The sequence below is a fragment of the Shewanella sp. 1180_01 genome (assembly GCF_052850535.1).
Window position 1 is genome coordinate 39,396 of the sequence record NZ_VXCT01000015.1, and the last position, 15,061, is coordinate 54,456.

At 48.5% G+C, this 15,061-nt stretch carries 15 protein-coding genes; 5 read left to right on the top strand and 10 right to left on the bottom strand.

Annotation, left to right across the window (positions count from 1 at the left end):
• The first annotated feature begins 84 nt into the window (after positions 1-84).
• Positions 85-1,743: a DNA repair protein RecN gene (gene recN, locus FW758_RS10415; RefSeq protein ID WP_446445333.1), complete on the top strand. Its 1,659-nt coding sequence runs from the start codon at positions 85-87 to the stop codon at positions 1,741-1,743.
• Between the two features lie 143 nt (positions 1,744-1,886).
• Here the strand turns inward: recN and FW758_RS10420 are convergent, their stop codons facing one another.
• From FW758_RS10420 to glyA, 9 genes are all read right to left on the bottom strand, one after another.
• Positions 1,887-2,381 (bottom strand): phosphatidylglycerophosphatase A family protein, encoded by a 495-nt coding sequence (locus FW758_RS10420; protein WP_220590854.1) that lies wholly within the window; start codon positions 2,379-2,381, stop codon positions 1,887-1,889.
• A gap of 15 nt (positions 2,382-2,396) precedes the next feature.
• Positions 2,397-3,353, bottom strand: coding sequence for a thiamine-phosphate kinase (gene thiL, locus FW758_RS10425; protein ID WP_446445357.1), 957 nt, complete (start codon positions 3,351-3,353; stop codon positions 2,397-2,399).
• A 78-nt stretch (positions 3,354-3,431) separates the two neighbouring features.
• Positions 3,432-3,836 carry a transcription antitermination factor NusB gene (nusB, locus tag FW758_RS10430; protein ID WP_006082638.1) on the bottom strand — a complete coding sequence of 135 codons (405 nt, stop codon included), beginning with the start codon at positions 3,834-3,836 and terminating at the stop codon, positions 3,432-3,434.
• Positions 3,837-3,847: 11 nt separating this feature from the next.
• Positions 3,848-4,327 carry a 6,7-dimethyl-8-ribityllumazine synthase gene (gene ribH, locus FW758_RS10435; protein ID WP_006082639.1) on the bottom strand — a complete coding sequence of 160 codons (480 nt, stop codon included), beginning with the start codon at positions 4,325-4,327 and terminating at the stop codon, positions 3,848-3,850.
• 130 nt (positions 4,328-4,457) lie between these two features.
• The gene (gene ribBA / locus FW758_RS10440; RefSeq protein WP_063882553.1) at positions 4,458-5,561 is read right to left on the bottom strand and encodes a bifunctional 3,4-dihydroxy-2-butanone-4-phosphate synthase/GTP cyclohydrolase II; all 1,104 of its coding nucleotides are present in this window, start codon (positions 5,559-5,561) and stop codon (positions 4,458-4,460) included.
• A 66-nt stretch (positions 5,562-5,627) separates the two neighbouring features.
• Positions 5,628-6,284: a riboflavin synthase gene (locus tag FW758_RS10445; RefSeq protein WP_446445334.1), complete on the bottom strand. Its 657-nt coding sequence runs from the start codon at positions 6,282-6,284 to the stop codon at positions 5,628-5,630.
• Positions 6,285-6,295: 11 nt separating this feature from the next.
• Positions 6,296-7,450 (bottom strand): bifunctional diaminohydroxyphosphoribosylaminopyrimidine deaminase/5-amino-6-(5-phosphoribosylamino)uracil reductase RibD, encoded by a 1,155-nt coding sequence (gene ribD, locus FW758_RS10450; RefSeq protein ID WP_446445335.1) that lies wholly within the window; start codon positions 7,448-7,450, stop codon positions 6,296-6,298.
• 146 nt (positions 7,451-7,596) lie between these two features.
• Positions 7,597-8,046 (bottom strand): transcriptional regulator NrdR, encoded by a 450-nt coding sequence (gene nrdR, locus FW758_RS10455; RefSeq protein WP_006082643.1) that lies wholly within the window; start codon positions 8,044-8,046, stop codon positions 7,597-7,599.
• A 269-nt stretch (positions 8,047-8,315) separates the two neighbouring features.
• Positions 8,316-9,569: a serine hydroxymethyltransferase gene (glyA, locus tag FW758_RS10460; RefSeq protein ID WP_432329827.1), complete on the bottom strand. Its 1,254-nt coding sequence runs from the start codon at positions 9,567-9,569 to the stop codon at positions 8,316-8,318.
• A gap of 189 nt (positions 9,570-9,758) precedes the next feature.
• Here glyA and ettA point away from each other — a divergent pair, with 189 nt between their 5' ends.
• Positions 9,759-11,426, top strand: a complete 1,668-nt coding sequence (gene ettA, locus FW758_RS10465; protein WP_006086878.1) for an energy-dependent translational throttle protein EttA — start codon at positions 9,759-9,761, stop codon at positions 11,424-11,426.
• A gap of 134 nt (positions 11,427-11,560) precedes the next feature.
• On the opposite strand, the gene FW758_RS10470 is transcribed toward ettA, so the two are convergent.
• Entirely contained in the window at positions 11,561-12,502 is a 942-nt protein-coding gene (locus FW758_RS10470; protein ID WP_446445336.1) for a LysR family transcriptional regulator, read from the bottom strand.
• 242 nt (positions 12,503-12,744) lie between these two features.
• Between FW758_RS10470 and FW758_RS10475 the strand changes: the two genes are divergently transcribed.
• From FW758_RS10475 to FW758_RS10485, 3 genes are all read left to right on the top strand, one after another.
• Positions 12,745-13,668 carry an MBL fold metallo-hydrolase gene (locus tag FW758_RS10475; RefSeq protein WP_446445337.1) on the top strand — a complete coding sequence of 308 codons (924 nt, stop codon included), beginning with the start codon at positions 12,745-12,747 and terminating at the stop codon, positions 13,666-13,668.
• 220 nt (positions 13,669-13,888) lie between these two features.
• Entirely contained in the window at positions 13,889-14,581 is a 693-nt protein-coding gene (locus tag FW758_RS10480) for a DsbA family protein (RefSeq protein ID WP_446445338.1), read from the top strand.
• 2 nt (positions 14,582-14,583) lie between these two features.
• The gene (locus tag FW758_RS10485; protein ID WP_446445339.1) at positions 14,584-15,054 is read left to right on the top strand and encodes a nuclear transport factor 2 family protein; all 471 of its coding nucleotides are present in this window, start codon (positions 14,584-14,586) and stop codon (positions 15,052-15,054) included.
• Positions 15,055-15,061 lie beyond the last annotated feature (7 nt).

Consider the following 15,061-nt stretch of genomic DNA (forward strand, 5'->3'; position numbering starts at 1 on the left):
CCCAAGCCACTTTACTGTATATAAAATCAGTATATACTGTTTATCAATACAGTGGTTTGGTATGTTTTTCGACAGGAATTCACTATGCTTTGCCAACTCAGCATTAATAACTTCGCTATCGTCCGTTTTTTAGAACTGGATTTTCGCCCCGGTATGACCAGCATCACAGGTGAAACCGGTGCAGGTAAATCAATCGCCATCGATGCGCTAGGCCTGTGCCTAGGCAATCGCGCCGATGCCAGCAGTGTTCGCCCCGGAGCCAATAAAACCGAGGTCAGCGCCCGCTTTTCCTTGGACGATATTCCACTGGCAAAACGTTGGTTAGAAGATAACGATCTTGAACTCGATGATGAGTGCATCCTACGTCGAACGATTGGTAGCGATGGCCGCTCACGCGCCTACATCAATGGTAATCCAGTACCACTGACACAGCTCAAATTACTGGGTCAGTTGCTTATCGGTATTCACGGTCAACATGCGCACCATGCAATGTTAAAAAGTGAACATCAACTCACCTTGCTCGACAGTTATGCCAACCATAGATTGCTTATCGATACGGTTGCCGCCAGCTTTCAACGCTGCAAGCAAATTGAGGCCGATCTAAAACAACTCGAAGCCTCCCAGCATGAACGTATTGCCCGTAAGCAATTAGTGCAATATCAAGTAGAAGAACTCGATGAGTTTGATCTTAAAGTCGATGAGTTCGATGAAATTGAGCAAGAACACAAACGTCTGGCCAATGGCACTGAGTTGATTGATACCTGTCAGGCGAGCTTAGATATACTCACTGAAGGCGAAGAGAACAATATAGAGTTGCTGCTTAATCGAGTCGTTTCCCTCGCCGAAGATCTGCAAAGCTACGATCCTGCATTAAGCAATATCAACACTATGCTCAATGATGCATTAATCCAAGTGCAAGAAAGCGCAGGCGAATTACAGCACTATTTGAGTAAGCTTGAACTCGATCCAGCTCATTTTGCCTATTTAGAAGAACGGCTATCAAAAGCCATGCAACTGGCGCGTAAGCACCATGTCAGCCCAAATAAACTGGCCGAACATCATTTAGCATTAAAGGCAGAACTGAGCACCTTAGACAGTGACGAAAGCAAGCTCGAAGAAATTCAATTGCAGGTCGATGCCAGCAGAGCCGCTTACCTTAGCAACGCACAAAAGCTCAGTCAAAGCCGCGCTCGATATGCCAAAGAACTCGACAAACTGGTGACTCAGTCAATCCACGAACTGAATATGCCTAAGGGGAAATTTACTATCGAAGTCAATTTCAACCCAGAGCAAATGTCAGCCAATGGCAGTGACAATATCGAATTTATGGTCACCACTAACCCTGGCCAACCCTTGCAACCGATTTCGAAAGTCGCATCTGGCGGTGAACTTTCACGGATAGGCTTAGGTATCCAAGTGATTACCGCGAAGAAAGTTGCCACGCCGACATTAATTTTCGATGAGGTGGATGTTGGGATTTCCGGCCCCACCGCCGCAGTGGTGGGCCGCATGTTACGTAGCTTAGGGGAATCGACCCAAGTACTGTGCGTGACTCACTTGCCGCAAGTTGCGGGCAATGGTCATCAACACATGTTCGTCGATAAATTTAATAAGGCGGGCAATACTGAGACCACAATGAAGTCGCTCGATCGTGAGCAACGTATTCAAGAGCTGGCAAGGCTGTTAGGTGGCGATACTATCACCAGCAATACCCTAGCGAACGCAAGGGAACTGCTGCAATAGTAGAATCAAACAGAAAAGGGATAAGCAGCGAATCCCTTCAATCAAGCTTCAATCAGAAAAATGCAAAATCAAGAGTAAGGGTTAGTTGTTGCCCATGTTAACTAACAAGTTAGATTAGCTATCATGTCAGACTAGCGAAAATGTTAGCTAACACACCAGACTAGCCCTTGCAGACAAATAAACGAAAACACGCCCGCTAACACATCATCAATCATAATGCCAAAGCCACCATGAACTTTGGCATCAAGCCATCGAATAGGCCAAGGTTTGATGATGTCGAAAAAGCGAAATAAACCAAAGCCCACTAACAACCAACCCCAACCACTTGGTGCCGCTAGCATAGTGATCAGTAGTCCAACCACTTCATCCCACACAATAGCACCGTGATCGTGAACACCCATGTCTTGCGCCGCTTTACCACAGATATAAAATCCTGCGAATACCCCCACTAAGGTTAAGCCGATATACCAAGCAAGTGGTAAGGGCGCCATCAATAAATAGAGGGGAATAGCAGCTAAGGTACCAAAGGTTCCGGGCGCTTTAGCCGCGAGTCCGCTACCAAATCCGAGTGCCAAAAAGTGGACAGGATTTTTTAATGACAGGCGCGTTAGCACCTGATCCTTTGACAACCATTTCATTAACATGCTCTTAGCTTAAAAGTGCTCGAAACCGTTATAAGGCGGCGCAAACGGCTCGCCATTGAGTTGCAACTTGAGCTTACTGCCCGCACAAATTTGTCCAACACGAACAAACTTTGCTCCTGCATGGCTCAAGGCAGTTTCCAGTGCGCCCTTTTGCGCCTCAGGAACGGTGAACAGCAGTTCGTAATCTTCGCCCCCTGTCAGCGCATAACCTAAAGCACTTTCCTCGCTGACGGTATCTTGCATCGCGCGTGACAGCGGGATGCAATTAACATCGACAACCGCACCGACTGCCGAAGCCTTAAGCACATGACCGATATCCGAGATAAACCCGTCGGAAAGATCGATTGCACTGGAGGCAAGCGAGCGCAAAGCTTGGCCGGCTAAGACTCTTGGTGTTGGACGATAATGGCGATTAATCAGGAATTCTTTATGTTCGGCTCTGGCTTGCTGCGCACCGCGAATGATATCCAGACCTAAGGCCGAATCTCCGAGCGTGCCCGTAACATAAATCCAATCACCGGCTTTAGCACCATGACGCGTGAGGGCCTTCCCCTGTGGGACTTGGCCGTGCACTGTGATATTAATCGCCCGTGGGCCACGCGTCGTATCGCCGCCAATTAAGGCGATGCCATAGTAATCGGCCGCTTCAAATAAACCTTCGCTAAAACCACTGAGCCAAGTTTCATCGACTGCGGGTAACGTCAAGGCAAGCGTCATCCACGCAGGTTCAGCACCCATGGCAGCCAGATCAGATAAATTTACCGCTAAGGCTTTGTAACCTAAGGCAGCGGGAGGCATATCGGGGAAGAAGTGGACATTTTCGACTAAGGTGTCACAGGAGATAGCAATCGACTTATTTTCTGCGGGTTGCACTAAAGCGCAATCGTCACCGATGCCAAGCTTCACATCGCGGCGAGTGGGGCCGCGGTTGCTAAAATAACATTCAATTAATTGGAATTCTTTCACTGTACAGTTTGGCACGACTTACATCGGCCACCTTTGTTAGCAATGAAAAACGGTATCCTAAGATACCGTTTGTCTTTATTACTTGCGTGCAACCAGTTTGTCGAGCAGTCCGTTCACAAACTTATGACTCTCGTCCGCACCGAAAGCTTTTGCCAACTCAATCGCTTCGTTAATCGCGACCTTGTATGGCACATCTTTACGGAAAGTCAGCTCATAGGTCGCTAAACGAACTATGGCTTTCTCTACTGGAGACACTTCATCAATCGGGCGTTCCAGATGCGGGATGATCAGCTCATCCAATTGGGTTTTCTTCGTTGCAACGCCTGAAAATAGCTCACGAAAATAAGCTACATCAACACCGTCGAGACTTTGTTCAGTTAAAAACTCATGCTCGACATCGGCAATATTATTCCCGCTTAGTTGCCATGAATAGATGGCTTGAACGGCTAAACGGCGGGCCTTGCGGCGCTCAGAAGGCTTCATTATTTTTCCTACTATAACAACTGTTGTTCAAGTTCTTGCAGAACATTGACCATTTCAAGCAGACTTAAAGCAGCTTCGCCGCCTTTGTTACCCGCTTTGGTACCTGAACGTTCAATAGCTTGTTCAATGGTATCTGTGGTCAAAACACCGAAAGCAACAGGCAGATCAAATTCTAAAGCAACTTGAGCTAGACCTTTATTACATTCGCCTGCAACAAAATCAAAATGAGGAGTACCACCACGGATCACCGCACCTAATGCGATAATACCGTCGAATTTACCACTGGCAGCTACGCGACGCGCAGCTAGCGGCAACTCAACCGCACCTGGTACACGGACAACAGTGATATTGTCGTCGCTGACTTGGCCAAAACGTTTCAGCGTGTCAAGTGCACCTTCAAGCAAGCTCTCAACTAAAAAGCTGTTGAAACGCGAAATTACAATCGCAACTTTGGCATTTTTCGCTTCGATATTACCTTGAACTACGTTCATTATCTTACCTAATTTAGCTAAAGCACCCAGCTCGGGGCGAAAAGTGGCGACATGATATCACAGCCAATTGCCCAGAGCCCTATGCAAATTATCAGAAATTGTTAATTTTACTTCAGTGTAACTTTGGGTTTTAGTCCGCCACATACTCAGTCACTTCAAGGCCAAAGCCCGAAAGTGAATGGTAACGTTTAGGCGAGCTGAGCAGACGCATCTTAGTCACGCCAAGGCTAGCGAGGATTTGCGAACCCACACCCACACGGCGCGACGTCCCCTGCCATTTTGCAGAAGCAGGCGCTTGGCCTTGATCTTCGGCTTCAAAGGCTTTCACCTTAGAGAGGATTTCACAGGGATGTTCTTGATTCCCTAATAAAACCAATACGCCACCTTCTGCAGAAATACGCTCCATCGCCTTTTCGAGTGGCCAGCTGCGTTGCTGATCGCGCTCTGAATGGAGTAAATCGTTGAAGGTGTTTTGCAGATGCACGCGCACCAAACAATCACTCTTCACCTCACCTTTGACTAAGGCAAAATGCAGTTGATTGTCGATAGTGTCTCTGAAAGTCACCATGTCGAACTCGCCGAAACGGGTCGGTAGTTTGCATTTAGCTTCACGCACAACCGTGGTTTCTTTGGTGTTGCGATACTCAATTAATGCCGCGATGGTGCCGATTTTAATACCGTGCAACTCAGAGAAAACCTCTAAATCTGGGCGGCGTGCCATAGTGCCGTCTTCGTTCAAAATCTCAACGATAACGCCCGATGGCTCAAGTCCCGCAAGACGGGCTAAATCACAACCGGCTTCAGTGTGGCCTGCGCGGGTTAATACGCCGCCGTCCTGTGCCATTAACGGGAAGATATGCCCAGGTTGCACTAAATCCGACGCTTTAGCCTCTTTAGCCACGGCAGCTTTTACCGTTACCGCGCGATCATGGGCCGAAATACCGGTAGTCACGCCTTCGGCTGCTTCAATAGAAACCGTAAAGTTAGTCGAGAACTGGGCGTTGTTATTCGTGACCATTAAGGGCAGATTTAACTGCTGGCAACGGGCTTTGGTCATGGTCTGGCAAATGAGTCCACGGCCATATTTCGCCATAAAGTTAATCGCTTCTGGCGTGACCATTTCGGCCGCCATGATCAAATCACCTTCGTTTTCTCTGTCTTCGTCATCCATCAAAATAACCATTTTGCCTTGACGAATATCTTCGATGATCTCTTCTATACTGTGCAGCGCCATTGTAGGACCTTATGATTTTGCTGTTGTTATGAAATTCTATACCTTAGCAGTACGATTACCAGTGCACTAACGCACAAAGCCGGCACGGGCTAACATTTCCATGGTAACACCACCGCTCTTGCTGTCTTTGCCATCATAATTCATCAAGCGTTCAAGATAACGGGCGATTAAATCCACTTCGATATTCACCTTATCGCCCGCTTGCAGATCGATTAACGTGGTTTCCCCTGCGGTATGCGGCACTATGGTCAGGCGGAATCGACTGCCGTCCACTTCGTTAACCGTCAAACTCACGCCATCAATGGTGATGGAACCTTTATGGGCAATATAACGCCCAAGCTCTGCGGGTGCGACTAACCAAAACTCGATAGCTTGACCACGCACTAGGCGTTGCTCAACCATAGCAATACCGTCTACATGGCCGCTGACCATGTGTCCGCCTAAGCGTGTGGTTGGGGTGACGGCTTTTTCAAGATTCACCTTAGTGCCCACTTTGTAGTTAGCAAAACCGGTTAGACTCACGGTTTCGGCAGAGACATCAGCCACATAACCGTCGGCTAATTGCTGCACAACCGTTAAGCACACACCGTTAGTGGCAATACTGTCGCCTAAACGCACATCGTTTAAATCCAGTTTGCCACTCGCCACGGTAAGACGAATATCATCGCCTTTACGCTCCAATTTGCGCAGGGTGCCAACGGCTTCAATAATCCCAGTAAACATGGTTAACTCACTTAATTAAATAAAGAAGTATCAGGCTTAACGCTCAAGATTAAACGGGTATCTGGCCCTAATTTGCGCTCATCGACCAAAGTTAATGCAGGAATTTGCGCCATGGTTTTATAATCGGGTAGCTGCAGCAGATTGCGCCCTTGCCCACCAAGGATTTTCATCGCTTGGTATAGCACTAATTCATCGGCCAGCCCCTCTGCTAAAAAAGCGCCCGCTAAGGTTGCACCCGCTTCCACCAGCACGTGATTACAACTTTGGCCTAAATAGCTTAATAGTTCAGGTAAGGATACGCGACCTGCAATTGCAGGTAACACGAGGCAACTCACATGGGAGGGCAATTGTGCTTGAAACTCTGCGGGATAAGCCACGGTCGAGACCAAGAGTATCGGCGATACGATAGCCAAACAGGCAGCCGATAACGGCAAACGGGCGCGACTATCGAGTATGACTCTTAATGGCTGCAGTAATTGCGCCTCGGTTACGCTGTCTTTTATGCCGCCAAGCTCTTGATATCGTACATTGAGTGAGGGATCGTCAGCCAGTATGGTTTCAATCCCAGTCACCAACGCGCAGGAACGTAAGCGTAAGCGCTGCACGTCGCGGCGAGATTCAGGCCCGGTAATCCATTTAGACACACCGTTAGACAGCGCGGTTTTACCATCGAGACTCGCAGCCAATTTGACTGTAACTCTGGGTAAACCCGATTCCATGCGCTTCATAAAACCTAAATTCAAGGCATAAGCTTCATCGCGGTGTAATCCCACATCCACTTCAATACCAGCGTCGCGCAGCATTTGAATACCGCGACCAGCCACTTGCGGATTAGGATCTTCTACCGCTACCACCACACGTTTAACGCCAATATTGATCAGCGCCAAGGCGCAGGGCGGCGTGCGGCCATAATGACTGCACGGCTCTAAGGTGACATAGGCTGTTGCGCCGCGGGCGTGTTCACCTGCCATGCGTAAGGCATGAACTTCGGCGTGGGGCTCACCCGCTTTTTGATGATAACCTTCGCCGACAATCTGATTATCTTTAACGATAACGCAGCCCACACTGGGATTGGGTCTCGTGGTGTAAAAGCCTTTGCGCGCCAATTGAATCGCGCGGCTCATCATTTGGGTATCGAGTACGGACCAACTTATGTTCAAGCTCATGTTCAACCCTGTTGTTAAAGGTTTCGGCTTTCACCAGTCTTGTAAATCTGTGTTTAAAACCTGTCTTGCAGAAGCTATTAATCAAAAGCCTCTTTTAAAGCTAACGCAACCAGAAGCCTGAACGACAGGCCACAAAAATCGAATAACTACTTTTGCAGTTTGGCGATGGCTTCACCAAATTCAGACACGTCTTCAAAAGCGCGGTACACAGAAGCAAAACGTATGTAGGCGACTTTATCGAGACTCATCAATTGCTCCATCATCAAGTTACCCACCATTTCTGACGGCACTTCCCGCTCACCAGTGGCGCGTAGGGTAGATTTGATTTTGCTAAGCGCTTGCTCGATTTCATCCATAGACACGGGGCGTTTTTCAACGGCGCGCAGCATGCCACCTTGGAGTTTTTCTTCATCGAAGGGTTGGCGTGAACCATCACGTTTAATCACCCTAGGCATGACTAACTCGGCGCCTTCGAAGGTGGTAAATCTTTCATGGCATTCGGTGCATTCTCGGCGACGGCGCACTTGATGGCCTTCCGCCACTAATCGAGAATCGATGACTTTAGTATCTGTCGCGCTGCAAAATGGACAATGCATTGAGCCTCCTGCCAGTGAATGCGAGTAAAGCGTTAATGGCTTTACCTGTTAAATCTCAGCTAAACGCAATGGATTTAAGCCTAAGATTTTACCAATAAAAATGGCCGCTTGATGCGGCCATGGGATTTTATCCTATTTATGGGCTGAGGTTAACTACCGGATGCTAAGTACCTGATGTAAGTACCTGATGTAAGTACCTCATGTAAGTACCTAGTCAGCAAGCGATCACTCTCAGCCAATCATCTACTTAGCGTAGATGCGTCAGCAAATTAGCCGTAAACAGGGAAACGTGCACACAGTGCCAGTACTTGGCCCTTCACACGCTCAATCACAGCAGGATTGCTTGCATCATCAAGGATGTCACAAATCCAACCAGTCAGCTCTTTCGATTCCGCTTCTTTAAAGCCGCGGCGCGTAATCGCTGGCGTACCGATACGCACACCTGAGGTCACAAAAGGTGAACGTGGGTCGTTTGGCACTGAGTTTTTGTTCACAGTAATGTTAGCGCTACCTAAGGCGGCATCGGCTTCTTTACCGGTTAAGTCACGACCAATCAGGTCAACTAACATTAAGTGGTTGCTGGTTCCACCAGAGACGATTTTGTAACCGCGCTCAAGGAACACTTCAACCATAGCTTTAGCGTTTTTAACCACTTGCTGTTGGTACACTTTAAATTCTGGCTCTAGTGCTTCTTTGAACGCAACCGCTTTACCAGCGATAACGTGCATTAATGGGCCACCTTGACCGCCTGGGAATACCGCTGAATTCAACTTTTTGTACAAGTCTTCATCGTCAGCAGCAGACAGGATCACGCCACCACGAGGACCGGCTAAGGTTTTGTGGGTCGTTGACGTCACAACGTGTGCGTGTGGAACTGGGTTTGGATAAACGCCAGCAGCGATAAGACCGGCAACGTGCGCCATATCGACAAATAGGTAAGCACCTATTTTGTCTGCGATTTCACGCATTTTTGCCCAGTCAACGATACCAGAATAGGCAGAGAAACCGCCGATCATCATCTTAGGCTTATGTTCTACGGCCAGACGTTCCATTTCGTCGTAGTCAATTTTGCCAGACTCGTCGATACCGTAAGGAATGATGTTGTACAGTTTGCCAGAGAAGTTAACGGGTGAACCGTGGGTCAAGTGACCACCGTGGGCTAAGTTCATGCCCAGTACAGTATCGCCAGGTTTTAACAATGCCATGTAAACAGCGCTGTTTGCCTGAGAACCAGAATGAGGTTGTACGTTAGCGTAAGTTGCGCCAAACAGTTCTTTCGCACGTTCAATCGCTAAGGTTTCAACTACGTCCACATACTCACAACCACCGTAATAACGCTTGCCTGGATAGCCTTCTGCGTACTTATTGGTTAACTGTGAACCTTGCGCTTCCATCACGCGTGGACTGGTGTAGTTTTCAGAAGCAATCAGCTCAATATGCTCTTCTTGACGCAGAGTTTCATTCTGAATTGCCTTAAACAGTTCCGGATCATAATCTGCGATATTCATATCTTTTTTCAGCATTGCTTACTCCAGCTGCCAATTCTTATAGGTAGGGTTGCGCGGTATTCTACTCGGATCGCGACCACAATCCCAGTATTTGAAACATGAAATTCCTGTGGATAGTACTTGAACTTGGCTCATTGTCGAGTTGAGTTCGGCGCACAATCGAGTAGAATTAGCCGCATCATTAGTCACTTAAGATAGAGAAAAATGGCTCAGTTTGTTTACAGCATGCTGCGGGTGGGTAAAATTGTTCCGCCTAAGAAGCAGATCCTTAAAGATATTTCTTTAAGCTTTTTCCCCGGCGCCAAAATTGGCGTACTCGGCCTCAACGGTTCAGGTAAGTCGACACTACTGCGCATTATGGCGGGTATCGACACCGAAATTGAAGGTGAAGCGCGCCCAATGCCGGGATTGAAAATCGGTTACCTACCGCAGGAACCTAAACTCGATCCGAATCAAACCGTGCGTGAAGCGATTGAAGAAGCGGTAGCAGAGGCAAAAAATGCCCTGACTCGCCTCGATGCCGTTTACGCAGCCTACGCCGAGCCGGACGCCGATTTCGACGCCCTTGCAAAAGAGCAAGGCGAACTCGAAGCCATTATCCAAGCCCAAGATGCCCATAACTTAGAGTACGTCCTTGAGCGCGCCGCCAACGCCCTGCGTCTGCCAGATTGGGATGAGAAAATCGAAGTATTATCGGGTGGTGAACGTCGCCGCGTGGCGATTTGTCGCTTGCTGCTTGAAAAACCAGAAATGCTGTTACTGGACGAACCGACCAACCACTTGGATGCTGAATCTGTGGCGTGGCTTGAGCACTTCCTGCAGGAATATGCTGGTACTGTGGTCGCGATTACCCATGACAGATACTTCCTCGACAATGCTGCTGGCTGGATTTTAGAACTCGACCGCGGTGAAGGAATTCCGTGGGAAGGTAACTATTCTTCATGGCTTGAGCAGAAAGATGCCCGTCTGAAGCAAGAATCTGCCACCGAAAGTGCTCGCCAAAAAACCATTGCCAAGGAATTAGAATGGGTACGCCAAGGTGCCAAAGGCCGTCAGTCTAAAGGCAAGGCCCGTATGGCGCGCTTTGAAGAACTGAACACTAACGATTACCAAAAACGTAACGAAACCAACGAGCTGTTTATTCCACCCGGACCACGTTTAGGCGACAAGGTTATTGAAGTGAATAACCTGACCAAGTCTTACGGTGACCGCGTATTGATCGACAACCTGTCGTTCTCTGTGCCTAAGGGCGCGATCGTCGGCATTATCGGTGCCAACGGCGCGGGTAAATCGACCCTGTTCCGCATGTTATCCGGCGCTGAAACGCCTGACAGCGGCAGCATTGAGCTGGGTGATACTGTGCAACTGGCCTCGGTTGAGCAGTTCCGCGATTCGATGAATGATAAGAACACCATTTGGGAAGAAATCTCCGGTGGTCAAGACATTATGCGTATCAACAACATGGAAATCCCGAGCCGCGCCTATGTGGGCCGCTTCAACTTCCGTGGTGGCGATCAGCAAAAAGTCATCGGCACTCTGTCGGGTGGTGAACGTAACCGCGTGCATTTAGCCAAACTGCTGCAAGCGGGCGGTAACGTCTTATTACTCGACGAACCCACCAACGACTTAGACGTTGAAACCCTGCGCGCACTGGAAGAAGCGATTCTGGAATTCCCAGGTTGCGCTATGGTGATTTCGCATGACCGTTGGTTCCTCGACCGTATCGCGACCCACATTCTGGATTACCGTGACGAAGGCCAAGTGAACTTCTACGAAGGTAACTACACAGAATACTCGGCATGGTTGAAAAACACCTATGGCGCCGATGTGGTTGAGCCACACCGCTTGAAATACAAGCGCATGATTAAGTAGATATAGAATCTAATCAAGCATGTCTCTGAGGAGTTTAACTCGAAAGGGTAAGCTCCTTTTTTATGGCATCCCGTTAGGCTATGAGTGCCGCAAGCTTTGGCACTATTTCAAACTGGCACTATTTCAAACTGGCACTATTTCAAACTAGCAAAGTAGGCCACCAGCATATCCATCATCACTCTTAATGCGGGCTGCATATGTTTGCGAGATTGATACACGCCATACACTCCAAGGGACTGCGGCTTAAACTCAGTCAATAAAGGCACCAACTGACCCGAGTCTAAATAGGGTTTCGCCGCCCATAGCGGCTGCATCGCAATCCCTTCTCCTGCCAGCGTAGCATTGAGTACCACCATGGAATCATTGGCGCTGAAATTACCATTCACAGGCACATTAAACGCCTTGCCTTGGTTTAACTTAGGATCTGAGTACTGCACCAGAGCCTGTTTCGCAGCCACATCGGTTTGATAAAAGCGCCACATCACATCGCCAAAATAGGAATAGGTTAAGCAATTATGCTGGGTCAAATCTTCGGGATGCAGCACGGCGGCACGCGCGGCAAGATAACTCGGTGCAGCGCACACCACAGATTCACATTCACCTAAGCGCCTCGCGATAAGATTGGGATCGAGTTCATTGGTGATGCGAATCGCCAGATCAATCCGCTCGGCGACCAGATCGACGGTTTGGCTACTCACGTGGATATTCACACTCGCCTGCGGATAACTGGCTAAGTATTGCCGCACCACGGGCGCTAAAATCTGATGCGCCAAAAACTGGGAGCAACTAATGCGCAATAATCCGCGCGGAATCGCCACCGCAGCATGACTCACCGCGGGCACTTCATTTGCCAGTTCGAGCAGCCGATGGCAATAGTCCAGCACTTGCTCGCCCGCTGGCGTTAAGCTGAGGCTTCGCGTCGAGCGATGCAATAACCTAGCACCAGACCATTCCTCCATTTCGCTCAAGTAACGGGTCACCATAGAACGCGACATATCTAAGGCATTGGCGGCGCTTACCATGCTGCCGCGCTCAACAATAGTCATAAACACCTTAGCCGCTTCGAGTCTATCCATGATTTATCTCCACTCACATTTTCGCGTTCCCGCATAACAATAACTCAGAGTTCAAGGTAAGTCAGAGTCCAAGGACGCACGCGGCAATTCGTCCGATTTATGCAACAAACATGGGCAGATACTCGCATTTATCTATTGATTATTGCAACCTATACTTAACTCACTTTTTGCAGCAACTGCAAATCAATGAATGCTAAATCGAACCTTTTTACTCTTTCATCCTGTGACTATAAGTGAGCCAAATGAACACATCGACCTATGCTATACGCAACACAGTTAACGCCACATTGAAGGCCTCGTCTAAAATCAGCCTAGCCGCTACCTTACTGCTAACGGGACTGGGCGCGGTCAATGCGGCACCATTGCAAGTGAGCCATTTTAATCCGGGCGAAAACAGCATCTTTGCCGTGTCATCGAGCTTTATCAGCGGCGAACACGAAATGATGTTAGTCGATGCACAATTTCAAAATAACGATGCCCAAACCTTGGTTGATACCATCAAGGCCAGCGGTAAAAAACTGACTCAGGTGTATATCAGTCATAGCGATCCTGACTTTTATTTCGGTTTAGCCGTGATTAAAAAGAATTTCCCCGATGCACAAATCGTCGCGACTCAAACCACAGTCGATGCCATTAAAGCCTCAATGGAAGGCAAGCTCGCCTACTGGGGTCCGATTTTAAAGGACAATGCGCCAAGTGAATTAGTGTTACCTAAGGCGATTCACAGCGACACTTTCACCATCGACGGTGAGCAAGTGATTATCGAAGGTTTCAATGATAAACATCCTAAACACACTTTCCTGTGGGTACCATCGGCAAAAACCATTACAGGTGGCGTAGAAGTATTTGATAACACGCATGTTTGGATGGCTGACACTCAAACTACCGCAGAGCGTCAGGAATGGTTAACTCATTTAGATGCGATGGAAAAACTGCTGCCGACCACAGTGATCCCGGGGCACTATTTAGGCGAAGCGCGATTTGATACCCGTGCCATCGGTTTTACCTGTGACTATGTAAAAGCCTTTGAAATCGCAGCAAAAGCCTCGAAAGATTCAGCCGAATTAATCCAAAAGATGCTGGCGCTATACCCACAAATGCCAGCCGATGCAGGGCTTGAAATTAGCGCCAAAGTTTACATGGGCGAAATGACCTGGCCTATGTAAGTCCAGCCATACCTATCTCGGCGATGAAGTACAGCTAGTTAGGTGTAAAAGATAGTTAAGTGCAAACAGTTAAAGACAGGCACGTGCTCGATTGCGTGCCACTTTTTTAGCTAAATGACTGCACCTAAATAACGGTACCAAACTAACGATTTTAATCGATGATTTCAAAGGGCTTAAGTCGCTAATGTAACGACGAACTTAAGCCAAAAGGTTTAACACTATGACTACCCCAACAACTCCTTCTACTCGCACGGCCAACAGCACAGCAACGGCCAAAGTGCGTACTCTGCACGCCATTATCGACCCTTTATGTGGTTGGTGTTATGCCGCAGCGCCGTTACTCGATGCAGCCGCAAAAGCTGGCTTTAGCATTAAGCTCCACGGCGGCGGTATGCTTACAGGACCAAGACGCAAACAAATCGATGCCAACTGGCGCGACTATGTTATGCCCCACGATCTGCGCATTGCCGAACTAACTGGCCAGCCTTTTGGTGAGAACTACTTTGATGGTCTGCTGCGCGATACCACAGTCGTACTCGACTCGGCGCCCCCCATTAAAGCCATGCTCGCAGTCGATGCGATGGGCGGCGATAGTTTGGCTTATCTACACTCAGTACAACTCGCCCATTACCGCGATGGTCACAGCGCCAGTGATGAAGGTAATCTCGCAAGGTTAGCCGCTGAACTTGGGCTCGACCCGATAAGCTTTGCGCAGCATTATGCCCAAGGTGAAGACAAGCTGTATGAGCATATCGTTGAGTCCAGAGCATTATTGAATCTGATAGGTGCCCAAGGTTTCCCTTCGATGGCTATAGAGGGTGATGACGGCAACATCACCGCCATTAATATCAATCGCTTCTACGGCCAACCCGCTCAGTGGTTAAGCCATCTTGAAGCGCAATTTGAGTCATAATCATGCCAATGCTTAATGGTGTTTCAACAGCTTCATTAGTGAGTGAGCCTGCTCAGTTAAGTCTTATCGAAACAGCAAGGCAGACTGATGCGAATCTTGCACTGGTTAAAAGCACCTATGAGGGAAGTCGCTCAGCCGAGAACGCCAAAAATCTTCAGCATGCCTTAGCGAGTGACGCACGCTGGACAGAGGCGGCAGGTTTTCCCTATGCGGGCACTTACGTAGGCTTTAGCGCGATAGCCACCAAGGTGTTCGCTCGCCTCGAAACTGAATGGGATAACTACCGCGTCGATATCGAAGACTATGTCGCCCAAGGCGATAAGGTTTTTGCCTTCGGCACTTATTCAGGTACCTATGTCAAAACGGGCAAGTATTTTAGCGCCCGAGTCGCCCATTTATGGAAGATACACAGCGGCAAAATCGTCAGTTTCGAACAGTTTGTCGATAGTCATACCGTCGTCAATGCCATGTAACGGTCAA